At 36.3% G+C, this 24892-nt stretch carries 24 protein-coding genes; 9 read left to right on the top strand and 15 right to left on the bottom strand.

Features of this window, described 5'->3' with window-relative positions; translation table 11 throughout:
- Positions 1 to 46 precede the first annotated feature (46 nt).
- The gene (locus PFY09_RS09305) at positions 47 to 1081 is read left to right on the top strand and encodes an AMP-binding protein (RefSeq protein WP_271162222.1); all 1035 of its coding nucleotides are present in this window, start codon (positions 47 to 49) and stop codon (positions 1079 to 1081) included.
- Between the two features lie 3 nt (positions 1082 to 1084).
- Entirely contained in the window at positions 1085 to 1477 is a 393-nt protein-coding gene (arfB, locus tag PFY09_RS09300; protein WP_271162221.1) for an alternative ribosome rescue aminoacyl-tRNA hydrolase ArfB, read from the top strand.
- 7 nt (positions 1478 to 1484) lie between these two features.
- Here the strand turns inward: arfB and PFY09_RS09295 are convergent, their stop codons facing one another.
- From PFY09_RS09295 to PFY09_RS09285, 3 genes are read right to left on the bottom strand one after another with little or no spacing between them, the layout of a single operon-like run.
- Positions 1485 to 2288, bottom strand: coding sequence for a hypothetical protein (locus tag PFY09_RS09295; RefSeq protein ID WP_271162220.1), 804 nt, complete (start codon positions 2286 to 2288; stop codon positions 1485 to 1487).
- Between the two features lie 8 nt (positions 2289 to 2296).
- Positions 2297 to 3052: a hypothetical protein gene (locus PFY09_RS09290; protein WP_271162219.1), complete on the bottom strand. Its 756-nt coding sequence runs from the start codon at positions 3050 to 3052 to the stop codon at positions 2297 to 2299.
- A 5-nt stretch (positions 3053 to 3057) separates the two neighbouring features.
- A complete protein-coding gene (locus PFY09_RS09285) occupies positions 3058 to 3780 on the bottom strand; it encodes a hypothetical protein (protein ID WP_271162218.1) in 723 nt (240 codons plus the stop codon).
- A gap of 391 nt (positions 3781 to 4171) precedes the next feature.
- Between PFY09_RS09285 and PFY09_RS09280 the strand changes: the two genes are divergently transcribed.
- The 3 genes from PFY09_RS09280 to PFY09_RS09270 all read left to right on the top strand — a co-directional run bounded on the left by PFY09_RS09280 (position 4172) and on the right by PFY09_RS09270 (position 7175).
- Positions 4172 to 4816: a hypothetical protein gene (locus PFY09_RS09280; RefSeq protein WP_268055107.1), complete on the top strand. Its 645-nt coding sequence runs from the start codon at positions 4172 to 4174 to the stop codon at positions 4814 to 4816.
- A 27-nt stretch (positions 4817 to 4843) separates the two neighbouring features.
- On the top strand, positions 4844 to 5818 hold the full coding sequence (locus PFY09_RS09275) for a deoxyhypusine synthase family protein (RefSeq protein ID WP_256040131.1): 975 nt from the start codon (positions 4844 to 4846) through the stop codon (positions 5816 to 5818).
- 265 nt (positions 5819 to 6083) lie between these two features.
- Positions 6084 to 7175, top strand: a complete 1092-nt coding sequence (locus PFY09_RS09270) for an acyltransferase family protein (protein WP_271162217.1) — start codon at positions 6084 to 6086, stop codon at positions 7173 to 7175.
- A 13-nt stretch (positions 7176 to 7188) separates the two neighbouring features.
- Here the strand turns inward: PFY09_RS09270 and PFY09_RS09265 are convergent, their stop codons facing one another.
- The gene (locus tag PFY09_RS09265; protein WP_165763033.1) at positions 7189 to 7335 is read right to left on the bottom strand and encodes a hypothetical protein; all 147 of its coding nucleotides are present in this window, start codon (positions 7333 to 7335) and stop codon (positions 7189 to 7191) included.
- A gap of 59 nt (positions 7336 to 7394) precedes the next feature.
- Between PFY09_RS09265 and PFY09_RS09260 the strand changes: the two genes are divergently transcribed.
- Both PFY09_RS09260 and PFY09_RS09255 read left to right on the top strand, forming a co-directional pair.
- Positions 7395 to 7691 carry an MGMT family protein gene (locus tag PFY09_RS09260; protein ID WP_271162216.1) on the top strand — a complete coding sequence of 99 codons (297 nt, stop codon included), beginning with the start codon at positions 7395 to 7397 and terminating at the stop codon, positions 7689 to 7691.
- Positions 7692 to 7793: 102 nt separating this feature from the next.
- Positions 7794 to 8597 (top strand): alpha/beta hydrolase, encoded by an 804-nt coding sequence (locus tag PFY09_RS09255; RefSeq protein ID WP_271162215.1) that lies wholly within the window; start codon positions 7794 to 7796, stop codon positions 8595 to 8597.
- A 97-nt stretch (positions 8598 to 8694) separates the two neighbouring features.
- Here PFY09_RS09255 and htpG read toward each other — a convergent pair whose 3' ends face one another.
- Positions 8695 to 10587 (bottom strand): molecular chaperone HtpG, encoded by a 1893-nt coding sequence (htpG, locus tag PFY09_RS09250; protein ID WP_271162214.1) that lies wholly within the window; start codon positions 10585 to 10587, stop codon positions 8695 to 8697.
- Between the two features lie 283 nt (positions 10588 to 10870).
- Between htpG and PFY09_RS09245 the strand changes: the two genes are divergently transcribed.
- On the top strand, positions 10871 to 13768 hold the full coding sequence (locus tag PFY09_RS09245; protein WP_271162213.1) for a S9 family peptidase: 2898 nt from the start codon (positions 10871 to 10873) through the stop codon (positions 13766 to 13768).
- Positions 13769 to 13834: 66 nt separating this feature from the next.
- Here PFY09_RS09245 and recA read toward each other — a convergent pair whose 3' ends face one another.
- The 10 genes from recA to PFY09_RS09195 all read right to left on the bottom strand — a co-directional run bounded on the left by recA (position 13835) and on the right by PFY09_RS09195 (position 23138).
- Positions 13835 to 14836 (bottom strand): recombinase RecA, encoded by a 1002-nt coding sequence (gene recA, locus PFY09_RS09240; RefSeq protein ID WP_076390821.1) that lies wholly within the window; start codon positions 14834 to 14836, stop codon positions 13835 to 13837.
- A gap of 270 nt (positions 14837 to 15106) precedes the next feature.
- Positions 15107 to 16291 (bottom strand): oxygenase MpaB family protein, encoded by a 1185-nt coding sequence (locus tag PFY09_RS09235; RefSeq protein ID WP_271162212.1) that lies wholly within the window; start codon positions 16289 to 16291, stop codon positions 15107 to 15109.
- 116 nt (positions 16292 to 16407) lie between these two features.
- Positions 16408 to 17184 carry a response regulator transcription factor gene (locus tag PFY09_RS09230; RefSeq protein WP_271162211.1) on the bottom strand — a complete coding sequence of 259 codons (777 nt, stop codon included), beginning with the start codon at positions 17182 to 17184 and terminating at the stop codon, positions 16408 to 16410.
- Positions 17185 to 17503: 319 nt separating this feature from the next.
- Positions 17504 to 18127, bottom strand: a complete 624-nt coding sequence (locus PFY09_RS09225) for a hypothetical protein (RefSeq protein WP_271162210.1) — start codon at positions 18125 to 18127, stop codon at positions 17504 to 17506.
- Between the two features lie 80 nt (positions 18128 to 18207).
- A complete protein-coding gene (gene gap / locus PFY09_RS09220; RefSeq protein ID WP_108411166.1) occupies positions 18208 to 19218 on the bottom strand; it encodes a type I glyceraldehyde-3-phosphate dehydrogenase in 1011 nt (336 codons plus the stop codon).
- Positions 19219 to 19247: 29 nt separating this feature from the next.
- The gene (pfkA, locus tag PFY09_RS09215; RefSeq protein WP_076390826.1) at positions 19248 to 20234 is read right to left on the bottom strand and encodes a 6-phosphofructokinase; all 987 of its coding nucleotides are present in this window, start codon (positions 20232 to 20234) and stop codon (positions 19248 to 19250) included.
- 161 nt (positions 20235 to 20395) lie between these two features.
- Positions 20396 to 21154, bottom strand: a complete 759-nt coding sequence (locus PFY09_RS09210; protein WP_271162209.1) for a TIGR03915 family putative DNA repair protein — start codon at positions 21152 to 21154, stop codon at positions 20396 to 20398.
- Positions 21155 to 21237: 83 nt separating this feature from the next.
- A complete protein-coding gene (locus tag PFY09_RS09205) occupies positions 21238 to 21537 on the bottom strand; it encodes a type II toxin-antitoxin system RelE/ParE family toxin (protein ID WP_108408967.1) in 300 nt (99 codons plus the stop codon).
- Positions 21530 to 21766: a type II toxin-antitoxin system ParD family antitoxin gene (locus PFY09_RS09200; RefSeq protein WP_076390829.1), complete on the bottom strand. Its 237-nt coding sequence runs from the start codon at positions 21764 to 21766 to the stop codon at positions 21530 to 21532. Before PFY09_RS09200 ends, PFY09_RS09205 begins: the two co-directional genes overlap by 8 nt.
- 112 nt (positions 21767 to 21878) lie before the next feature.
- Positions 21879 to 23138 (bottom strand): putative DNA modification/repair radical SAM protein, encoded by a 1260-nt coding sequence (locus PFY09_RS09195; protein WP_108408965.1) that lies wholly within the window; start codon positions 23136 to 23138, stop codon positions 21879 to 21881.
- A 310-nt stretch (positions 23139 to 23448) separates the two neighbouring features.
- Here PFY09_RS09195 and PFY09_RS09190 point away from each other — a divergent pair, with 310 nt between their 5' ends.
- Positions 23449 to 24777 (top strand): hydroxymethylglutaryl-CoA reductase, degradative, encoded by a 1329-nt coding sequence (locus tag PFY09_RS09190; protein WP_271162208.1) that lies wholly within the window; start codon positions 23449 to 23451, stop codon positions 24775 to 24777.
- The last annotated feature ends 115 nt before the right edge of the window (positions 24778 to 24892 follow it).

Genomic DNA, 24892 nt, shown 5'->3' with positions numbered 1-24892 from the left:
TTTAAACTTTTTTTTAAATTTACTGTATATTTTATTCACGGAAATTATGCTGATAGACTTCAAGAATCTCAATATTAATCAATTATCCTTTGAAACGGAATTCGAAATCAGGGTGAAGAATTTTCTGAACGAATGGTTTTCGGATTCTGATACGGTAAAAGTACAGACTTCCGGTTCTACGGGAACTCCCAAAGTTTTTGATATTGAAAAAAGCAGAATGATGAATTCCGCAGAGATGACCTGCGATTTTTTGGGATTACAAGAAGGAGATACGGCGTTAATCTGTCTTCCAGTCGAATATATTTCAGGGAAAATGATGGTCGTTCGTTCGATAATGAGGAAATTAAAATTAATTGTTGCTGATCCTTCTGTAAAACCTGTAGAAACGTTAGACCGGAAAATCGATTTCTGTGCCATGACTCCGCTTCAGGTGGAAAATTCTTTAGATCAATTGAATCTGATTAAAAATCTCATCATTGGCGGAGCTGCCGTTTCTGAAGATCTGAAAAAGAAAATGAAGGAAGCTCTTAAAACTTCAGACTCTGAAACCTATATTTTCGAAACCTACGGAATGTCTGAAACACTTTCTCATATTGGGCTAAAACAAATTTTACCTGAACCTGAAGAATATTTTACGGTTTTTGAAAATGTAGAAATATCTTTGGACGCAAGAAACTGCCTGACAATTTATGCTCCAAAATTAAATCCCGACATCCTTCAAACGAATGATTTAGTTGAAATTAAAAATAAAAAACAGTTTAAATTTCTTGGGAGAATTGACAATGTGATAAATTCAGGCGGTGCTAAAATATTTCCTGAACAACTGGAAGCTCTGGTAAAAAAAGAAATTCCGAATGAAGTGGTTTTCTTAGGAATTGATGATGTAAGTCTCAGTCAAAAATTGATTGCAGTACTTGAAGGCGAAAAATCGGACGATTTAATTAAAAAAATAAGAGAAATTCAGTTTGAAAAAAGTTTTCACAAGCCGAAAGAAATTGTTTTTGTTGAAAAAATTCCGAGAACGCCCAATGGAAAAATTAATAGAATTGAACTGAAAAAACTTTTAAACAACACCATTTAGAAAATGAAAGATTTTACCAAAGAACTAAGCTATAAGACTTCCCGCAGCAGTGGAGCAGGAGGACAGAATGTGAATAAGGTGGAAACTTCCGTAACGGTTCTTTGGAATGTTCAGGAATCCGGATTTTTTAATGAATTTCAGAAAAATCTTATTCAGGAAAAACTGAAAAACAGAATTAACGCAGAAGGATTTTTATTTTTAACCGTTTCAGAAAGCAGAACTCAGCTTGCCAATAAAAACAAAGCAACAGATAAAATTCTGGAAATCGTAAATAAAGCTCTGGTTATACCCAAAAAACGTTTGGCAACAAAACCTTCAAAAGCGCAGAAGCAAAAAAGATTAGACACGAAAAAGAAATTATCAGATAAAAAAGAGAACAGAAAGTTTAAATATTAATTCAGTTCTAAAAATTTCCCATATATCGTAAAGTAACATTGGATTTCGTATTTTGATCCGGGATGATCACCAGATTCCCTGTCTGATCGGTGTCTCTGTACGTTCTGATGATTTTCATTGATAAACGGTCGTTCGCATTCAGTTTCAAAATACCGGTAGCATTTATCGCAATGGAATATAAGCCAATCGGAAAACTTTTTGTTCCTTCAAGATCAAAATTTACGGGATTATTGGCGGATGCAGTTACTCCGTTTACATAGATTTTCATATCAAGCTGTTCTCTTTTAAGATCGTTTCCATTGTTTTTTTTGATGAACGAAGCTGCCTGTATATGATAATATCCTGCTTTTTTTACCACAAGTTCTCCGGAAGTGTTGATCTCAAAATTAGAAGCATCATTGGTGGTGAAATCTTCAAAATCTAAAGTTCTGTCGTTGGAAGAACCCAACTCGTTCATATTTCCTTCTTTGAAGGTATTTTTTGTTGTGGCATACAAAATAGATTTGTTGCTGGAAACCCTGCTTAAAGACAAAAATCGTTTCCATTCTGTTCCGTTCCACCAGTAAAATCCTTTTTGGGCAGTGTCGGCAGAATTCAGAAAAACCATAAGACCTTTTTCTTTAACATCCGTTGTATTTAAGGCATTTACTCTCGGGATAATAACACCGGAAATACCCGAAGGATTTGCCTGATTGTCGGGCTTAACATCCAGTGTGGATTTGGGAGCCGGATTATTGATTCCTATCTGAGCCGTTACTTTACCTGTACATAAAAATGCAAGGGCAAGAAAAAATATGGAGAGCTTATTCATGGTGTTGCTTAGTTTAAATTAATGATGGTTAAAGTATATGGAGTATCAACACTTACAGTATTGGCGGCAGTTGTAGTTCTTGTTGTTTTTACAGTTAAAACATCATCCTTATTTAAAGAAAAAATGGTTGCAATATAAAAAGTAGAAGATCTTCCAACGGTATCTCCTCCCGGAGCTGTATTGGTTGAGGTAAGCTGCGTATTGGAAACTCCGTTAATTAAAATCTCTGTGATGTATTCATTCACATTATTTACGGCATCTTTATAAACGCCTCCTGTAAGAAAAATATAATAACTTGCTGTTTTCCCGATTTTCAGACCTCCGTTGCTAAGACTGAAACTGGGATCCAGACTGTTGATTGTGGTCAGAGGAATTGTTCTGGACTGCACACCGTTTCCGCTTATATTATTTGGAGAAAAAGAACTTCCGGAAGCAATAGTTTTGGAAACATCCAGTCCGGCAGCTTTAAGATCCATGATATATTCCCAATTGCTTTTCGCATGATCCCAATAATAAAATCCCTCCAAATTAGAATCTGTTGTATTTCGAAGATAGATTAACATTCCGTCCTGGTTGGAGGAAGGCGATGCCGTGGGAAACTTATCTACTATCGGAACTCCCAAACCAACTGTAGACTCAGGTAGTATTTTATTTTTAGCATCAAGATGTAAACTGGCTTTAGGATTGGTGTTATTGATTCCTATCTGCGATTTTATAAATATTCCGGCAAAAAGAAAAAGAGATTGAAGCAGTATTTTTTTCATGATTCTTAGTTTTGTATAAAAAATAAAGTCAGATTATTAATTCCGAATGCCTGATAATTATTGGGGCCTTCGTTCGACTTTGTTACGGTGGCTGTTAAATTATCCCCCACATTTAATCTTCTTAAAAATGAAAAAGCAGTACTTACGGAAGCTGTGGATTCTGCAGCCATCGAAGTCTGAACAGAAGACGCCTGAACTCCGTTTACCAGAACTGAAAAAGTAAAATTGGCATGCTCTTCCGCTCCGGAAGGTTTCTTACTGTTTCCTGTAAAAGAAATAAGATACAATCCCGCTTTTCCCACTGTAATCGTATTGTTGTTTAATGTAAACCCGTCTGTAGTGGCTTTTATATACCTCGAAAAATTAATATTTCTTGATAATGCCGTTCCTGTATAGCCTTGTCCGTCAAAAGAATATATGGTATTGTCTGCGTTTCTGTCGATGGATTCGGGAAATGAAACCCAACTGGAGCCATCCCAGTAATAAAATCCGTCGGCAAGTGTAGCATTGTTTTCTAAAAAAATAAATTGTCCCAGTCTTGAAGGATTTACGGAAGGAAGATTTTGTACTTTGGGTACTATAATTCCGTCTTTGCCTGTAGGACTTGCTGAAGAAGAAGCTTCTATATGCAGTGTGGCTGCAGGGTTTTTTGTATTGATGCCTACTTGCGCATATAACGGCAAAGAAAAAAACAAGGCAACACATCCTGAAAGTATGTTTTTTTTCATTCTTATTAGTTTTTAAAATTTTATACAAAATTTCAAATGGTAACGGATAACGGTATTAAATTATTTTAGTTCGTTGTTAATTGAACCGTTCAAAATTAAGTTAAAAAATTGATAATAATGATTATTTTATTGAAAAATTGTTAAATAATTTTTTATAATAGATAATTTATTTTGTTTTTTCAATTATTGTAGAGATATTTATAATTCTTGTAATAGTACAGTGGCATTGGTTTTTTTGCAAATTTTTAATATTCAATGCATAGAATTAAAAAGAAAGATATTTCATTTTATAACCTTTTAGGTTTGTGGTTTTCTTTATATATTGCGGCAAATTTTCAGAAAGTAATTTAGAGATTTCCAATTCTTAAATATTAAATAATTTTTTAAACTAATGATCAAAAAACTATTCGCATTGGGATTATTCTCAATATCAGTATTCTCTTTTGCACAAAAAGTTTCTATTTCTCCATCGGTAGGTTATGCGTGGCGACTGGCAAAAACTCCGGATAATATTCCAAGAGATCAGAAAGAATACATTAAAGGAATCAAAAGTGGTCTTAATTTCGACGTTGCATTGCGCTACGAAGTGAAAAGAGGACTTCTTATCGGTTTCAAATATTCCAACTACAGTGCTTCTACAAGCGGAAGATTAAGTGTGGCAGACAATATGGGAAATATTGTTTCGGCAAATGTAAGTACAAAAGACCAGATTAATTTTTATGGTCCTGAACTTACCCTAACCAATGATGCTCACGAAACAAAGCACAAACTGTTTATGGATGTCGCTTTAGGAGCAATGACCTATACTACAAAAACAGGAACGGTAAAAGGAAAAGGAACAACATTCGGGGCGGAACTGGATCTTGCCTATCAATATGAAGTAAGCAAGAACTTTTTAATCGGTCCGAAAATCGGACTTTCGGGAGGAACCCTTAGTAAAATGAGCTTTAACGGACAGTCGGTAGAATTCGGAGAAGACCAAAAAGAAGGTTTAACGAGACTTTCTTTAAGCGCAGCCGCTACATTCCGTTTTTAAGTTTTATCTTTGCAAAAATTATAAAAAATGAGCAAACCGATAACTGAGTTCATAGAAAAGTACTACCTGCACTTCAACGCAGCTGCATTGGTGGATGCTTCTAAGGGATATGTTGCACATCTTAAGGATGGCGGAAAAATGATGATTACTCTTGCCGGAGCAATGTCTACTGCGGAGTTGGGGAAAATTCTTGCAGAGATGATCCGTCAGGATAAAGTAGATTTCATTTCTTGTACAGGGGCAAACCTTGAAGAAGATTTAATGAATCTTGTAGCGCATTCTCACTATGAAAGAGTTCCTCACTACAGAGATCTTACGCCACAGGAAGAGTGGGATCTTCTGGAAAGAGGTCTGAACAGGGTTACAGATACGTGTATTCCTGAAGAAGAAGCTTTCAGAAGATTACAGAAACATATCTATGAAATCTGGAAAGATGCAGATAATAAAGGAGAAAGATATTTCCCGCACGAATATATGTACAAAATGATCCTTTCCGGAGTTTTGGAACAGTATTATGAAATTCCGAGAGAAAACTCATGGATGATCGCAGCGGCGGAGAAAAATTTGCCGATTGTAGTTCCGGGATGGGAAGATTCTACAATGGGTAATATTTTTGCTTCTTACTGCATCAAAGGAGAGCTTAAATTCTCAACGATGAAATCAGGAATCGAGTATATGGCTTATTTAGCAGACTGGTACACTAAAAATTCCGCAGGAAAAGGAGTAGGATTCTTCCAGATTGGAGGAGGTATTGCCGGAGATTTCCCGATCTGTGTGGTTCCGATGCTGTATCAGGATATGGAAATGCATGACATTCCGTTCTGGTCTTATTTCTGTCAGATTTCAGATTCTACGACTTCTTACGGTTCTTATTCCGGAGCAGTTCCGAACGAGAAAATTACCTGGGGTAAACTGGATATTACTACACCGAAATTTATCGTTGAAAGTGATGCAACCATTTGTGCACCATTAATGTTCTCTTATATTTTAGAAAATTCTTAATCAGAATAATATAAATTTACATAAAAGGCTTATTTTGTAAGCCTTTTATTTTTTTAAGTAAACATAACTCATAATTTTTTTAGAAATACATTTTTAAAATTCACAGAAACACTCTTCTATTAAGATCAAAGAGTTTTGGTTTAAGATCTTTTCATCTTTTTATAAGCGAAGCGGCTTTGTGAAACAAAAATAGTTATAGATAAAAATAAAAACTCTGTGAACTTCGTGTTCAGAAAATCGATACACTAAAATATTTTTATTCTAATTGGAAGCTTTTCAAAAAAATAAATTCGATGCTTTAACAGGAATGCGCGCTGTTGCGGCGATTATGGTATTTGTATATCATAACCGTAAATACTGGCGTAATGATCTTCCGTTTGAAATCATGCGTTTCATCAGCGAATGGCATATTGGAGTGACTGTGTTTTTTGTCCTGAGCGGTTTTTTACTCGCTTACCGATACGAAGAAAAACCTCTGGAGTCCAAAAAATCTTATTTAAAATACATTTTACTGCGGATCGCCAGAATTTTTCCGCTGTACTGGATTTTACTGAGCGCTTTTTTTCTGGATGTAAAATATTCCAAAGATGTAGATACATATTTCTTACAGTATTCGCTTTTTTACTCTTTATTTGAAAAGTACTCTGTCTCAGGAATCGTTCAGGCTTGGTCGCTTACGGTAGAATTTTTCTTTTATCTTCTCGCTCCGTTTTTATTTCTTTTGCTTAAAAAAAACTGGAGCTACTGTATTCTTTTTTTAGCCGGATTTTTTCTTGTAGGTTGGGGAATCGGTTATGGTCTGCATGAATATAACGGAAATCCGGAAGGCTTTTTATATCCTCTGAAATTCATGACAGGAAGCACGTTTTTCGGAAGAAGTTCTGAGTTTTTCTTCGGAATGGGATTGGCTTATTTAATGAAGAAAGAGAAAGGTATTCAGTTTTTAAAAAAATTAAAACGGTCTACTTTAATGGGCGGTGTTTCAATTATTCTGTTAATCATTGCCATTGCATTTTTTGCCCGAAATAACTTTGTGCATGGAGTAGAGCGATGGGAAGGAAGACTGATTCACGAATTTTTGCTTCCGGTCGCGATTATCATTTTCTTTTGGGGACTGATGTCTGAAAAGACATGGGTTTCAAAAGTTCTTTCTTCAAAACTATTGATTCTTTTGGGAAATGCCTCATTTGTTTTTTACCTGATTCATCTGAGTTATTTCAATATGAAACTTAAATCTTTCGTTTATCTTCCCGACAAAAATTTTGTCCTGTTGTGGATTTGTTCGATCATTATTTATCTGCTCATCGAAAAACCTCTCTATGAAAAATGCAGAAAATTAATTGCTAAAATTAAATAAAATTTTTCTCAGTCTAGTCCATCGAATTTATCAGTACAAAATAACGGTAGGCGAGAATTCCTCTCTGAATTTTTGTCAGTTTGTTCGGATCTTTATCACTTAATTTGGGTAAAATTGCCTTATTTATTGTATTCAAAAAACGGAAAAACGATTTTTTCATAACTTTATATTTTACAGATTGAATTTCAATGGTCAATTCAAAAATAATGCAAAATAAAAATGGACGAAATATTTAAAAAGCAGGTTTGGGAAATCACTAAGTTAATTCCGAAAGGCAGAGTAACGAGTTACGGAGCAATTGCCAAAGCAGTGGGCTATCCCAATCATTCCCGCCACGTTGGAAAAGCCATGGGAGGTTGTCCTAAAGATGTTCCTGCGCATCGTGTGATTTCAAGTTCAGGAACTTTATCGGTTCCGGAATTTCAGGAAAAACTGGAAACGGAAGGAATTACTGTTGAACATTTCAGGATTAAAAATTTCAAAAACCTGTTCTGGAATCCACTGGAAGAACTGTAAGAAGAGATTATTTACCATTCAGAAGAGAAAAATTACGGCTGAGTCTGTTTTTTTGGCGAAAGATCTTCTGAAAGGCTAGTTTTGCTTCATAAATAATACGCTATGAAAACAAAACTTCTATTCTCCGCACTTTTTTTAATGACAGTCTGCTTTTTTAAAGCACAGATGGATGATAATTTCTATAAGCCAGGCAAGACACTTCGTCCTGTAGAAAATCTGGTTTATGAAGATTTTTCCATTCCGGTGGAAAAAGATACTATTACAGGAATTATTTTAAAGCCAAAATCGGGAAAAGCCAAAGGAACAGTTCTTTTTTTTCACGGAGCAGGAGGAAATGTAACTTCTTATCTCTTCATGACGAAACCTTTGGTTGAAAATAATTTTCAGGTAGTAATGATCGATTTTCGAGGTTATGGAAAGTCAACAGGAAAACCAACTCACCTTAACATCGCCTCAGACGGACAGATTTTCTTTGATAAAATGATGCAAAGATCTGAAATTGCCGATACCAAAATTATTCTGTACGGAGCTTCTATGGGATCTCAGATTGCGGCTCATTTAGCAAAAAATAATAAAAATAAAATTGCAGGACTGGTAATGGACGGAAGCCTTTCTTCTTTCACGGATATTGCGATGTATTACAGACCTGAACTCAAGGATGTCATTTCCCGATACGTTATTTCTCCTTATTCTGCTAAAGAGGATTTACAGGATACGGAAGGTCTTCCTAAACTTTTTATCCACAGTAAAGATGATAAGGATGTTCCTTACGAAGAAGGATCTGAGAATTATGCCAAGGCTTCTTTGCCGAAAGAGTTTTTGGAATATTCCGGAAAACATCTGGAAGCAATGAATACACAGGCTGGGAAAATTGTTTCAGGTATTGATAAGATGCTGAATAAATAAGAGGTTTCGGTTTCGGCGGCGAAGCCGCCGAAACCGAAACCAAACAAAAAATCCGGCGGAGCTTTGCTCCGCCGGATTCCATATAAAAATAGTCAATTTACTTTTCCAGTTGCTTATAACTTCTCTGGATGAAGTCCGTAAGCTCTTTTCCTTTCAATAAATTCTGCGAAAGTTTAGCAAGATCCAGAGCATATTTAATCAAATCTGATTTTGCTTCTGTACTTTCCGTTTTTAAAATCTGACCTGCCAGTTCACTGTTGGAGTTTACCACCAGATTATACATTTCCGGGAATCCTCCCATTCCGAACATTCCGCCGCCTCCGGTTGCCTGCATATCTTTCATTCTTCTCATAAATTCAGGCTGAGTGATGGTAAAAGGCGCATCGCTGCTGTCTAAATCTTCAAGCTGAACGGTAAATTTAGTATCATTAATAGATTCTTCAACGTTTTTCTTTAACGATTCCTTTTCAGTCTCCGTTAATTTTGAAATAACAGGTTCATCTTTTTTAATCAGATTGTTGATATGATCTGCATCTACTCTTGCAAAAGAAATTTTATATTTGGATGTTTCCAGTTTTTGGATAACGTGAGGAATAATCGGAGAATCTAAAAGAAGAACTTCGTATCCTTTATCTTTTGCAGACTGGATGTAAGAGTGCTGTTCATCTGCATTAGAAGCATAAAGAACGACCAGTTTTCCGTCTTTATCGGTCTGAGTAGGCTTAATCTTTTCTTCCAGTTCATTCCAAAGGAAATATTTTCCGTCAGTCGTTGGATAAAGAGTGAATTTATCAGATTTTTCTGCAAATTTTTCTTCGGTAACGATTCCGTATTCGATCACTACTTTAATGTCGTTCCATTTTTTCTCGTAATCTTCACGGTTTTCGTTAATTAAAGATGCCATTTTGTCGGCAACTTTTTTCGTGATGTATGATGAAATTTTCTTTACGGCTCCGTCTGCCTGAAGATAAGAACGGGAAACGTTCAGTGGAATATCCGGAGAATCAATCACACCGCGCAGAAGCATTAAGAAATCCGGTACAATTCCTTTCACTTCATCGGTTACAAAAACCTGATTCTGGTATAACTGAATCTTATCTTTTTCAATATTTAAATTATTGTTCAGTTTCGGGAAAAATAAAATCCCCGTTAAATTGAAAGGATAATCTACATTCAGGTGAATATTAAACAAAGGTTCCTCAAACTGCATCGGATACAATTCGTGGTAGAACTTCATATAATCTTCATTCGTCAGTTCGCTCGGTGCAATAGTCCATGCCGGAGTCGGATTGTTGATAATATTGTCAACTTCTTCCGTTTCTGCAACTGCATCTTCAGGAGCATCTTCCGGTAAAGGAAGCGTATGTGTTTTTGTTCCGAATTTAATAGGAACAGGCATAAATTTGTTGTACTTCAACAACAATTCACGGATTTTTCCTTCTTCCAGAAACTCTGTAGAATCTTCTGCAATGTGAAGAATAATTTCAGTTCCTCTGTCTGTTTTATCCGTAGTTTCCTCTAAAGTAAATTCAGGGCTTCCGTCGCAGATCCAACGAACAGCAGGTTCATCTTTGTAAGATTTTGTAAGAATTTCTACTTTTTCTGCAACCATAAAGGCAGAGTAAAATCCAAGTCCGAAATGTCCGATAATTCCTGAATCTTTTGCAGTGTCTTTGTATTTTTCCAGAAATTCTTCAGCACCTGAAAAAGCAACCTGATTGATGTATTTTTCAACTTCTTCACCCGTCATCCCGATTCCCTGATCGATGATGTGAAGTTTTTTGTTTTCTTTATCTACTTTTACTTCAATCTTCGGATTTCCGTATTCCACTTTTGCTTCACCGATGCTTATTAAATGTTTTAGCTTTAACGTAGCATCCGTTGCGTTGGAAATTAACTCTCTTAAGAATATTTCGTGGTCACTGTAAAGAAATTTTTTAATAAGCGGGAAAATATTTTCCACAGATACATTAATATTTCCTTTAGTCATAATAATTTTGGTTTTTTAATTTTCTATACTTTCTCAAAAAAAATACCGTTTCCAGGAAAGTGACATTTTGACATTTTTTTCAGAATTTCTTTTAAGTGAATTTAAATTCAACTACAAAAATCATAAAGACAATTGTAAAGCATTTATTGGAATATTTAGACTTTTAAGCAGAACAGATAGAATCTTTTGCTATTTTGTGGTTAAATAGTTTATCCTGAAAATACCTCTGCAATGAAGATTTATCCGCAAAAAGCCTTATTTTTAGTTTTTAAAATATTTAATAATGAATTTGAAAAGTGCAGTTTTGCTTCTGCTTCTAATGGCTTCGTATGTCTATGGGCAGAAAAAACCGTTGGATCATTCGGTTTATGATAATTGGCAGAATATCGGAGCCAGAAAAATATCCAATGACGGAAAATGGGTAGGATATTCGGTAGATGTGCAGGAAGGAAATCCCGATCTGTATTTGCATTCGGTGAAAAATAAAAACACAAAGAAATTTCCGAGAGCTACAAAAATGGAATTTACCAGCGATTCCAGATTTGCCGTTTTCCAGATCCGTCCTTTTTACAAAGACATAAAAGCGGTAAAAGATAAGAAATTAAAACAGAATAAACTGACCAAAGATACCCTCGCTGTTTTTGATTTCACTAAAGGAACGACAGAGAAAATTCCTAATGTAAAAGGATTCAAAATTCCGGAAAAGGGAGGTTCATTCGTAGCTTATCTGTTAGAAAATATGAAAGATAAATCTTCCGACAGTCCTTCAGATAAAGATGATGACGACGAAAACAAAGATGATGATACAAAGGCAAAACCATTACAGTTGGTTATCAGAGATCTTTTGGGCGGAAAAAGTATAACCTATGACAATGTGGTTCGTTATCAGTTTAGCAAAAATGGGAAGCAGCTTGTTTTCGTTACAAAAAAACCGGAGGAAAAACCTAAAAAAGGGAAGGAAGAGAAAAAAGATTCATTGGAAGATAAATCTCTGGCTAAAAAAGATACGGATAAATCCAAACCTAAGAAATATACGCTTCAGACAGTTCAGGTTGTTGATCTTAAAACCGGAAACGTCAATAAAATCTCAGAAATGGAAGGGGATTTCTCACAGCTTGCATTTGATGAAGAAGGCAATCAGTTAGCTTTTGTTGGAACTTCTTCCGCACAGAATGATCTCGTAAAACTGTATCAGTTGTATTATTTTAATTTTAAAGGAAATAAAAATAAAACCATTACCAACGATCATTCTCAGATGAAGAAAAACTGGGTAATTTCTGAAAACCGTTTACCGATATTCAGTAAAAACGGAAAACAGTTGTATTTCGGGGTGGCTCCGAAACCTGTTGCAAAAGACACTACATTGATTGCAAACGATCATGCCGTGCTCGATATCTGGAATTATAAAGATGATTATCTGCAAACGGTTCAGTTAAAAGAATTGAAAAATGATCTGAAAAAATCTTACGCTGCAGTAGTGCAGACCGACAAACCGGAATTTTTCACCAATATCGACGGAGAAGATCTCGACACTTTACGACTGGTGAATGAAGGAAATGCAGAGTTTGTATTGGGAATTACCAGTGTAAATAACCGCATCTCTTCACAATGGGAAGGCTCTTCAAAGAAAACGTATTTTATTATTGACAATAAAACAGGCGAAAGAACAGAAATGATAAGAAACCTGAATGGCTCAGTTGCCGTTTCTCCTTTGGGAAAATTTGTCGTGATTTTCGACAGGGAAAAAGGACAGTGGCTGAGTTATAATGTAAAAACAAAACAGACAGTACCGCTCAATAAAGATTTGTCCGTTTCTTTTGTGGATGAAGAATTCGACATGCCGGATTTTCCAAACGCATACGGAATTGCATCATGGACAGACAATGATGAATCCGTCATCATCAAAGACCGATACGATCTTTGGGAATTTTTTCCGGAAGGCTCTAAAAAGCCCAGAAACATCACCAACGGATTCGGGCGAAAAAACAAAATTACTTTTGATACATATGATTTAGACAAAGACATTAGAAGTGTAAACCGGAAGAATTCTATTTATTTATCAGCATTTGATAATGTCTCCAAAGCCAATGGGATTTTTAAAACGATCATTCACTCAGATTCTGATCCTGTAAAAATTCAGATGGAAAATGTCTGGGGATATCGCAGTATTCAGAAAGCAAAAAATGCAGAAGATTATATTTTAGTAAAAGAATCCTACATCGATTCTCCGAATATTTTCACCACTTCCGATTTTAAAAATCAGGAAAAATTAAGCAGCACCAATCCTCAGCAAAGTCTTTACAATTGGGGAACCAGTGAGCTTGTCAATTGGAAGACTCCGAAGGGAAATTCGTCAACAGGCGTTCTCTACAAACCTGAAAATTTCGATCCGAACAAAAAATATCCAATGATTGTTTATTTCTACGAAAAACTATCGGATAATCTGAACCGTTACGTAGCACCGTCTCCGACTCCTTCAAGATTAAATATCTCTTATTTTGTAAGCAACGGATATCTCGTTTTCACACCCGATATTTCGTATGTCGATGGTTTTCCGGGAGAATCGGCAATGGAATATATCAATTCCGGTGTTGAAAAACTGAAAGAAAATTCATGGGTGAATGGCTCAAAAATAGGAATTCAGGGACAAAGCTGGGGTGGTTATCAGGTTGCGTATCTCATTGCCCACACAAATATGTACGCCGCAGCATGGAGTGGTGCTCCTGTCGTGAACATGACTTCTGCATACGGGGGAATAAGATGGTCTTCAGGAATGAACCGACAGTTTCAGTACGAAAAATCGCAAAGCAGATTAGGGAAAAATCTTTGGGAAGCTCCTGAACTGTATATTAAAAATTCACCGCTTTTTACCATCGATCAAGTGAAAACTCCGGTGGTGATTATGAGTAACGACAGAGACGGAGCCGTTCCGTGGTATCAGGGAATTGAGATGTTTACCGCATTGCGCCGTTTAGGAAAACAAGCTTGGTTGTTGAATTATAATGGTGACGACCATAATCTTATAAAACGCCAGAACCGAAAAGATATTCAGATCCGCGAACAGCAGTTTTTCGATTATTATCTTAAAGATGCAAAAGCGCCGGTCTGGATGACGAAAGGAATTCCTGCAACCCAGAAAGGAAAAGACTGGGGATTTGAATTAACCGATGAAAAGCCTTAGTGTATAAACAACGAATCGGCGGAGCTTTCAGCTCCGCCGATTCGTTTTATCGCGTTATCAAAAAACTTATTTATTCTTAAGTTCCTCTTTAATTTTGTTTTCCAGTTCTTCCGCAAGTTCAGGATTGTCTTTTAAAACATCCTTTACTGCATCACGACCTTGTCCAAGCTTCGTTTCTTCGTAGCTGAACCATGAACCGCTTTTCTTTACAATTCCCTGTTCTACAGCCTGATCCAAAATTTCTCCTGTTTTGGAAACCCCTTCACCGTACATGATGTCGAATTCTGCCTGTTTGAAAGGCGGAGCAACTTTGTTCTTAACAATTTTCACTTTCACACGGCTTCCGATCGCTTCATCTCCCTGCTTGATTGGCGCACTTGCCTTTCTGATGTCCACTCTTACCGAAGCATAGAATTTCAGTGCATTACCACCCGTTGTCGTTTCAGGATTTCCGAACATTACTCCGATTTTCTCTCTCAACTGGTTGATGAAAATAACCGTACATTTTGTTCTTGAAATGGTTGCTGTTAACTTTCTTAAAGCCTGAGACATCAATCTTGCATGAAGCCCCATTTTAGAATCTCCCATTTCTCCTTCGATCTCCGCTTTTGGCGTAAGAGCGGCAACCGAGTCGATCACCACAATGTCAATCGCTCCCGAACGGATCAGGTTATCAGCAATTTCCAATGCCTGTTCTCCGTTGTCCGGCTGAGAAATAATAAGGTTTTCAAGATCAATTCCTAATTTTCCTGCATAACCTCTGTCGAAAGCGTGCTCAGCATCAATAAATGCAGCAATACCTCCGGCTTTCTGAGCTTCTGCAATCGCGTGAAGCGTTAAAGTTGTTTTACCGGAAGATTCGGGACCGTAGATCTCAATGATTCTTCCTCTCGGATAACCACCCACTCCAAGAGCGATATCCAATCCCAAAGATCCTGAAGGAATCACCTCAATCGTGTTGTCTACAGAACTGTCTCCCAACGTCATCACAGTTCCTTTTCCGTATGTTTTATCTAGTTTGTCCAGCACCAGAGCCAGTGCTTTTTTCTTATCGTCTATGTTACTCATCTGATGTTTAAATAATTTATCAAAAATACAAAAATTTACGCTCAAAAACTAATCTTTTATACCACTAAAAGTTGTTTTTATAGTTAAAAAAACATAAAATTCAGATGCGTATCAAAAAGAAAAACGGAATCTTTAAAACTTTTGTTTTATCCTTTTTCAGGAGCTTTTTCGCGCTTTCCGCTGCAATCTTTTTTTTCAAAAAAGGATTTCCGCTGCAATCGCGGCTAGGGTAGAAGCCATCAAATAAATTGCAGTCTTTGCAGTAGATTTTTAATGGAAATTAGAATTTTGGGTGATGCTGAGATAATCGCTCAAGACTTTCATCTGATCTTTGTTACCTTTTTTTATTCTGGCTTTACGGCTTACGAGTCGGTCAACAATTTTGGTAATCATTCTTTTCGTCACCGGAAAAGCCTTTCTGTTGGAAACTTCCGGAATCTTCAGTCTTTTGCACACTTCATCATCCAGCAAAAACCATGTACAGCAGATGTGGAGATAACGGAGATTTTTTCTCTGGAAACTGTATTTCAGGATCGGGTTTTCCAGCGATTCGTTCAGAAGAGAATGAGCCAGCAAAACAGAATCTTCATCCGCAGAAGGCTGAACCGAAGTCCACAGATAAAAATATTGTGTTGCCTGTACTTTATCATTCGGTAAAAGATCCTCAGGAATTCCTAAAAGATAGCCAACATATTTCCAAAGGTGGAAAAGCCCTTTTTCTTCCTCTTCAGAGAACGTGTTTCCCAGTTTGTGCAGACTGTGCATAAAAACAAGACTGAAACCAATATACGTTGCCATCATATCCCACGAATTAATGGGTTCTCCCCAGTTTTCCGTGTCCCATTCTTTATAATATTTTTTAATGGAAACTCTTGCGTAAGAATGGATCAGCCGGGTTTTTATGGCAAACTCATATCCTTTTTTATGAACTTCCAGAGCATCATATCGGGTAACATTTACCCAGAAATCAAGCGTTTCAGAAAGTCTTTTTACAGCGCCTTTCTTTAAGGCTTCCGTTGCAATAAGGGGTTTGTTGAGGTAAGCATAATCATAACCTCCGATCAGGCAGTAATCGCGAAGAGAGATCAGAGAATCCACATTGCTTCTCATGCAGAGTTCTGCACCGCTTTTAATCAGATCATAATCCAGCCAGTCAGGAATTTTCTGAGTCTGCAGGAACAATCGCTTTACACTTTCCGGCACATCATCGTTCTCCGAAACGCCATTCCGGATGTAGCCTTCAATTTCTCTCGAAGCTTCATGAAATTTTTGAGTGAGATAAACATCTTTTACAACCTGATCGCCGACTTCATCCACATCATAAAAATAAGATGAAAATTTTTCAAAATCTTTAAAACCGACTTCTGCTCCAGAAAAATCAAGAAGCTGCTTTCCGTTGCCTTTCGTCCAGAAATCTTTAAAATGCTGCGAATCTTTAAAGCGTGGCTGTAACATTACTCTATCCATTGAAGGCTAAAGGTACAAGTTTTGCGCCGCAATTCCAGAGTGAGATTTATCAGGGAAATACAATTCATAATTTACAATTCACCATTCATCATTCACTTTTGACATTATATCAATCCCCATTCAAAAGCCTTTTTTAACAGTTCTTTACTGTTTCTGGAGCTTGTTTTGGCTAAAATATTCTTCCGGTGAGTACGAACCGTATGCTCCGATAAAATCAGCATTTTCGAAATTTCCGGTCCGGAATATCCTTTAGCGATAAGCGAAAGAATTTCGGTTTCTCTTTTGGTTAAATTAATTTCTGAGTCATTTTTTAAGGCAGGATTTTCAATTTTAATCTGAATGAAATCGTTCCGGTGACCAATTCCCGTAATAAGAACAGTATGCGGATTCTGTTTTGTAATATGATGGATATTGGTATGGATATTAATAGACTGAACCAGATTTTTATCCTCATCTTCCCACGTAAGAACCGCCTGATGATGAAAAAGCTCGTAATTTCCTGAAGCGGTTTTCATTCTGAAACAGTAGCTGGGTTTAAGAAAAAGCTGATGTTCTTTTCCGATTTTTATTAAAATTTCCACGACTTTCTGTTCCGCTTTGGTAATAAACTCAATATCATCGGGATGAACCAGATCAATTACGTCTTTTAAATTCTGCGGATATTCCTTTAAACCATGAATCTTCAGGATATCAGGATGATGGTTAGAAATGGCACTGTTGGTGAGGTTTAACACATAATAATAAAATTCCCCGATGGCAAACATTTCGCCGATGATGCGTTCTATAGGAGGAATATTAGAGATGTGCTTCTCTTTTCTTCCTACCCCCGAATAAGAGTTCCAAACCTCTACCAAAGGATGTTTTTTCTCCGAATGATCCATAAAAAAGATTTGTAACTAAAAATAGTTAAAGTTTTCTTTAAAATACCTCAAAAGGGGGATTTTTTTATATCAATAAAATTTGAAAATTTGCGCATACCATTAATCATGAAAACTCATTCTAAAAATGTTCCGCTTTTCGGACTTTTTTTTTCCTATTTCTTCATGACAAAACTTTATACAATATCACTAATATGTCAGAAATAGTTTAGAATTTTCTGTTAGCTGTTTGAAAATGATAAACTGGAATCCTCTGTAATTTTGCAGAGGATTCATTATTTTAGTGTAAAGATTTTCTCAGAGAAAATTTAATTACCGGAGTTTATCTGTCCGGTCCGCGATAACCGAACAATTCATAAATATAAAACCCCAAAATAAGGGCGTAAAATACTGAAGCAACTGTAAGAATAAGAACAACAATGTTATTTTTGCTTTGTTTGGTGAAAAATTTAATAAATCCATACGATATTATTCCCAATCCGACTGCAAAAAGATAGAATATATGCCCTGAATAGATAAGTTGTAACCCCCATAGAATACCACCAATAGTTCCGCCAATAAATCCCCCGAGAATACTTCCGATGTATGTACTTGTTTTTATTTCTACGTCTTTTTTCTCAGCTTCTATTCTGCTGCTCACAAGGTCTGTAATTTCCTGAATTTCTTCTGTGGACAGTATTTCAGAATGTATGATTGAATTAATATCATTTTTAGTATTTCCTTTTTTATAGAGCTGATTTATTTTATCATAAACTCGTTGCTTTTCTTCTTCTTTTTCAACCAGTTTATAATATCTTTCCTTCAGAGAGCTGAAGCCGCCTCTTTCTTCTACCACTATTTCAAGCGCTTTTTTCGCGTCTTCGGTATATCCGTTTGAATTCAGATAGACATTCATAAGCTCAGAATCGGAATATTTAGAATATCTTTCAATAAGTTCATCCAGCATGTTTACTAATTTTAAGCGGTTAATTTAAACAAAAAAACCTTCCGATCCGGAAGGTTTTCATATTTTAAGCTGATACTTTATTAGTTAGATAAAGAAGCAGCGTGGATCAGCATATCTACTAACTTGTTAGAATATCCCATTTCGTTGTCATACCAAGAAACAAGTTTTACGAAGTTTGGAGAAAGCATAATTCCTGCATCTTTATCGAAGATTGAAGTTCTCTTATCTCCTACGAAATCCTGAGAAACTACAGCATCTTCAGTGTATCCAAGAATACCTTTCAATTCACCTTCAGAAGCAGCTTTAATGGCAGCACAGATCTCATCGTAAGAAGTTGCTTTTTCTAATCTTACGGTTAAATCTACTACAGAAACGTCAACAGTTGGTACTCTGAAAGACATCCCTGTTAATTTTCCGTTCAAAGAAGGGATTACTTTTCCTACCGCTTTTGCAGCACCTGTAGAAGAAGGGATGATGTTGTTTAAAGCAGCTCTACCACCTCTCCAGTCTTTCATTGAAGGACCGTCAACAGTTTTCTGAGTAGCCGTTGTAGCGTGTACCGTAGTCATTAAACCTTCTACGATTCCGAAGTTATCGTGGATCACTTTTGCTAATGGAGCCAGACAATTGGTTGTACAAGAAGCGTTTGATAAGATTTTGATATCGTCTGTAAGTTCTGTGTGGTTTACACCCATTACAAACATTGGCGTATCATCTTTAGAAGGAGCAGAAAGAATTACTTTTTTTGCACCTGCAGCAATATGTTTTGCAGCACTGTCTTTATCTAAAAATAAACCTGTAGATTCTACAACGTAATCTGCACCTACTTCGTTCCATTTCAAATTGCTTGGATCTTTCTCAGCAGTTACTCTGATTCTTTTTCCGTTTACTACAAGGTCATTACCTTCTACAGAAACCTCACCCGGAAAAATTCCGTGTACAGAATCGTATTTAAGCATATAAGCCATGTATGTAGCATCGATAAGGTCGTTAATTCCTACTACTTCGATGTTATCTCTTTCAGTCATTGCTCTGAAAACAAGACGTCCAATTCTACCAAACCCGTTGATACCTACTTTAATTGTTGACATAATAGTTTGTTTTAAATTATATTAAAATATTAGATTGCTAAAATTTCTGAAATCAGTAAAAGATCTTTATTGATTTCGTTGTGTTTTTTAATGGCTTCTTCAATCGGAGTGTATACCAAATCATTGGAACGCATTCCTGCCATTACGTTGGTTTGCCCTTCCATTAATCCTGTTACGGCTCCAAAGCCCAGTCTGCTTGCTAACACTCTGTCTGCACAGCTTGGAGAACCTCCTCTTTGCATGTGTCCTAATATTGCGACACGAATATCATAGTCCGGGAATTCCTTCTTTGTTTTTTCTGCAAGTTCATATACGTTGGCTAATTTTTCGCCTTCTGCTACAACAACTATGCTTGAAGCTTTTCCTGTTTTTTCTGCACTTCTGAAATTGGCAAAAAGTTCATCGATGCTGTCTTTTTTCTCGGGAATCAAAATATCCAGAGCACCGGTTGCCAGTCCACTGTTCAAAGCGATAAAACCTGCATCACGACCCATTACTTCCACAAAGAAAACCCTGTTGTGGGAAGTTGCCGTATCACGGATTTTATCAATCGCTTCCATTGCAGTATTCAAAGCCGTGTCATAACCAATGGTGTTATCCGTCCCGAAAATATCATTATCAATCGTTCCTGGAACACCAATTACACGGATGCCGAATTCTTCGTTGAAGATTTTCGCTCCTGTGAAAGTTCCGTCTCCACCAATACAAACCAAACCGTCAATGCCATATTTTACACAATTGTCATAGGCTTTTTGACGACCTTCTTTGGTTCTAAATTCCTGGGATCTGGCAGATTTCAGAATAGTTCCGCCCTGGTTGATTATATTTTTTACGGAACGAGGTCCCATTTTAAGGAAATCATCGTTGATCAAGCCATTATAACCTTCTCTTACTCCGTAACATTCTATTTTATAATAATTTGCGGTTCTTACTACCGCCCTTAATGCTGCATTCATACCCGGAGAATCTCCTCCTGAAGTAAGAACTGCAATTTTTTTTACAGCACTCTCTTTCATCTAGTAAAAAATTTCGAACACAAATTTACAAAAACAAGTTCAGATAATCGTAGTAACTTAAGAAGAGTTTTGCATATAAATGATTAAACCTGAATAAAATTTATCGGTTTACAAAAAAATATCAATGTTTTTGAATGAAAATTATCGAGATGAAAATTAATTTAATGCTTTTCAGTAAGATATTTCCAGTATCTTCTCGGAACGTGCTGAATATGAAGCCTCATATTTTTTCTCTCCACGATATTGGTTTTCGTGAAATACCTTTGCCAAAGCGTCTGATAATTTTTTTCTTCATCATGAAACTTTTGCTGATAGCGGTTCAGATCTATTTTTTCATCGGGATAGAAAAAATCGCAGGTTTCCAAGTCGTACAGAATTCCGTAATTTCTTCTCAAATCATAAATCATCCATTTCTGATCCTGATAACGGTCTTTAAAATGTTTCCGGATTAAAGGCAGTACATTAAAATCCGGATCTATTTTAGCGAAGAAAACACCGTCCTGCATTTTTTCGAATCGTACAAAAGCCGTCATTCTGTGTCTTTCCCGACTGACGGATTTACAGATTTTAGAAATCTTCAGAATGTCATTGTCTGCGTAATTTTTCAGAATATTTTCATCAGGATGTTTTACAGATTGCTTTACGGCAGACAAAATAAGCTGTTCCAGTTCCGGATCTTCGGATAAATAAACCTTCAGAAGTTCGTGAATTCCTGCTTTTTCAATATTCTGTTCTAATTTGTTTAAAACCCTTTCAGATTTATCATTTTGAGTAATAACCTCATGAATTTCCGCAAAGATATTTTCCTGATGAAATCTTTCCCTGCTTACAATTTCCACATCCTTATATTTATACTCGAAAACTTCGAATACAGCGGTTAAAAGTCCGTCGAAACTGCCGTCATAGAGTAGGGTGGTCATTTAAGTCAGATGGTTTGCGGGTTGAAAATTAATGATTTTCGTGTTGTTGTGCTGAAGTTATCACAGTCTTTTATCATCATCCGCTACAGGAAAAATTTCGGAATATCTCTGCTTCCGTGCAAAACTCTCACAATTCTGATATGATGATCTAAAATCCTGTAAAAAATAACGTGATTGTCTTTCGGAAAGCTATATAAACCTTTTTTTATTTCATCTCGCTTTTTGCCTAAGTGTGGATTTAAAAATAAATTTTGAAAAATTTCTTCAATTTCCAAAAGATATGTTTCTGCTTGATTAAATCCAAATTCATTCAAAGTATAATCAAAAATATCTTCCAGATCTTTATCCGCAATTTCCGATAAGATATAGGTTTTCTTAGACATTACTGATTGTATTCTTTTTAGCCTGAATAATATCCTTTACAGAACGAGAGCTTTCAACATCATTCCAACCTTTTTCTATTTCAGCTTTTAAATCCTGAATCACACGGTGCCGATAAACTTCATGAAGCCGCAATGCATCACGTACAACTTCACTGGCATTCTGAAAATCACCGGATTCTATTTGCTTTGAAATATATTCTTCCTGCTTTTTTGTGAAACTGACATTCATAATAAATTCTTTCTTCGAAGTTATAAATTATATCCAAATTTAGCAAATATGGATATTAGAAATTATTTTCTCCGCTCAATGTGAAATTTAAGATAAGATCAAAGGATTGAATTTAAAACAACGTCAACTGTTGCGAAAACTGATTATGAAACTTCGAAGAACTTCCGCCAATCAGTAATTTCTTAAGATTTTGATTCGTCAGATATTTTAAAAAGGCGTTTCCTGCGTTAAAATCAATGAAATATTTGGCGCGGTTTACTGCCGCTCCCAACTTTTTAAGATGATCCATATTCAAGACCTGAAAACGTCTTGCGCTCACAATTTTCTGTGCTGTTTTTACTCCAATTCCCGGAATTCTCAAAATCATCTGATAATCCGCAGTTTGAAGATTAACGGGAAACTGATCTAAATGCCGCAAAGCCCAGCTTAATTTGGGATCGACTTCAAGATCTAAAAATGGCATATTCGGATCCAGTATTTCTTCAGCTTTAAAACCATAAAAACGCATCAGCCAATCCGACTGATACAAACGGTTTTCACGAAGCATCGGAACTTCAGTGGTAAGAGCGGGCAGTCTTTTATCTTCCAAAACCGGAACATATCCGGAATAATACACTCTTTTTAGACTGAAATTTTTATAAAAATGATCGGCAACTTTAATGATCTGTAAATCATTTTCATTCGTAGCACCTACAATCATTTGCGTAGATTGTCCTGCAGGAGCAAATTTGGGCGTTTTCCGGAAAAGTTTTTTCTCATCTTTATATTGTGCAATCCCGTTCTGGATATATTTCATCGGATTAAGCATATCCTGCCTGTTTTTTTCAGGAGCCAGCAATTTCAGTCCGCTTTCTGTTGGGATTTCAAGATTGACGGATAAACGGTCGGCGTACAAAGCCGCTTCCTGCATCAGTTCATCACTTGCTCCCGGAATGGATTTTAAATGAATGTAACCGTTGAAATTTTCTTCCAGACGTAATTTTTTTGCGACACGAACCAGACGTTCCATGGTCGTATCTGCATTTTTAAAAATTCCTGAGCTTAAAAACAAGCCTTCAATATAGTTTCTGCGGTAAAAATTGATCGTTAAATCTACTACTTCCTCAACGGTAAAAGCAGCTCTTTTAATATCATTTGAACTTCTGGAAACACAGTAAGCGCAATCGTAAATGCAGTGATTGGTCAATAGAATTTTGAGAAGAGAAACACATCGTCCGTCTTCTGTATAGGTATGGCAGATTCCGCTTGCGGAACTGTCTCCTAAAGCCCCTTTTTTGTTCTTTCTCGAACCTCCGCTTGATGAGCAGGAAACATCATATTTTGCTGCATCGGCAAGGATTTCAAGTTTTTCTTTCAGGCGGTCAAAATTCATTTTTATTCTTTTTTACCAATTTTTTATTAACACATAAGTTACATCAGCTTCCAACAAAATACTTTGAAAATATTTAGATCTCATAAGAAAGAAAATCAAAGATTTTAAAAACTAAAGTGTTCTTATTTTTTGAATTATTTAATTCTAATATAACTTATGGGTTAAAAAATCAATTTTAATTAAGTTTAAAATTTTATATTTTTTGTTCAAATTTAATTCCAAAATTGATAAATGTCAATCTTTTTTGATAGAAGTTATCAACAGTTTAAAGTGACAAATTTAGTATATTTACGCTCATTAAATTTATGTTATGAATCATAAACCCGTTGAAGGTTTTTCCAAATTAACAAAACAGGGGAAAATCGACTGGCTCGTAAACGAGTATCTTGAAGGAAACGAAGAATATCAAAATATATTAAACCAATACTGGAACGAAAATGCTGATTTGCAGAAGCTTCACGACGAATTTTCTGAAAATACCATTTCCAATTTCTATATGCCTTACGGAATTGCTCCGAATTTCCTCATCGACGGAAAACTGTTTGCGCTTCCGATGGCAGTGGAAGAAAGTTCTGTAGTGGCAGCAGCTTCAAAGGCAGCAAAATTCTGGATCGATAAAGGTGGTTTTAAAACAACGATCATCAACAACGAAAAACTAGGGCATACCCACTTTATTTTTAATGTTGAATCTCATAAGCTGCTTCATTTTTTTAATTTTAAACTGAAGAAGAAATTACTTGAAGCTACAGAAGACATCACGGCGAATATGAGAAAACGCGGTGGTGGAATTTTAGACATCAAATTGGTTGATAAAACGTCTGAAATGGCGAATTATTATCAATTGAAAGCGAGTTTCGACACCGTAGATTCGATGGGAGCCAACTTTATCAATTCCTGTCTGGAACAGTTCGGAAAAACATTGAAGCAGGAGGTGGCTACAAGCGAGGATTTTTCTCAGGAAGAAAAGAATTCTTTACAGATCGTAATGAATATTCTGTCCAATTTTACTCCGGATTGTATCGTAAGAGCTGAAGTTTCCTGTAAAATCGAAGATCTGAAAGACGACAGTGGAATTTCCAACGAAGAATTTGCATGGAAATTCAAACAGGCGGTAACGATTGCTGAAATTGAGCCTTTCCGTGCGACCACTCACAATAAAGGAATTATGAATGGAGTAGATGCGGTTGTAATTGCTACCGGAAACGATTTCCGTGCAACAGAAGCCTGTGCTCACGCCTACGCAGCGAGAAACGGAAGATATTCTTCTCTCACACATTGTACAACAGACAACGGAATTTTCAGATTCTGGATCGATCTTCCTATTTCTGTAGGGGTTGTTGGTGGTTTAACGAATCTTCATCCTTTGGTAAAATTCTCTTTAGCGCTTCTTGGAAAACCTTCTGCTCAGGAACTGATGAGTATTTTGGCGGTTTCCGGACTGGCTCAGAATTTTGGAGCGTTACGATCTTTGGTGACGACTGGAATTCAGAAAGGGCATATGAAAATGCATTTGCTGAATATTTTGAACCAATTGGGCGCAACAGAAGAAGAAAAACAACATTTTGTGGCGTATTTCAAAGATAAAACGGTGAGTCATCACGAAGTGATCAATGAGTTTAACCGAATGAGAGGACAATAATGTTTGGAATTATTGTAGCTGCTTTTATGTTGGGTTTTGGAATTTTTCTGAAACTGACCAAGAATCCGGGGTTCGCTTAGAATAAAAAATTCGCATGGATTTTTATCGGAATCGG

Source organism: Chryseobacterium gambrini (genome assembly GCF_027920505.1).
Classification (GTDB): domain Bacteria; phylum Bacteroidota; class Bacteroidia; order Flavobacteriales; family Weeksellaceae; genus Chryseobacterium; species Chryseobacterium gambrini.
Note: the sequence above shows the minus strand (reverse complement) of the source record. Positions and strands in the feature narration are given on the sequence as shown.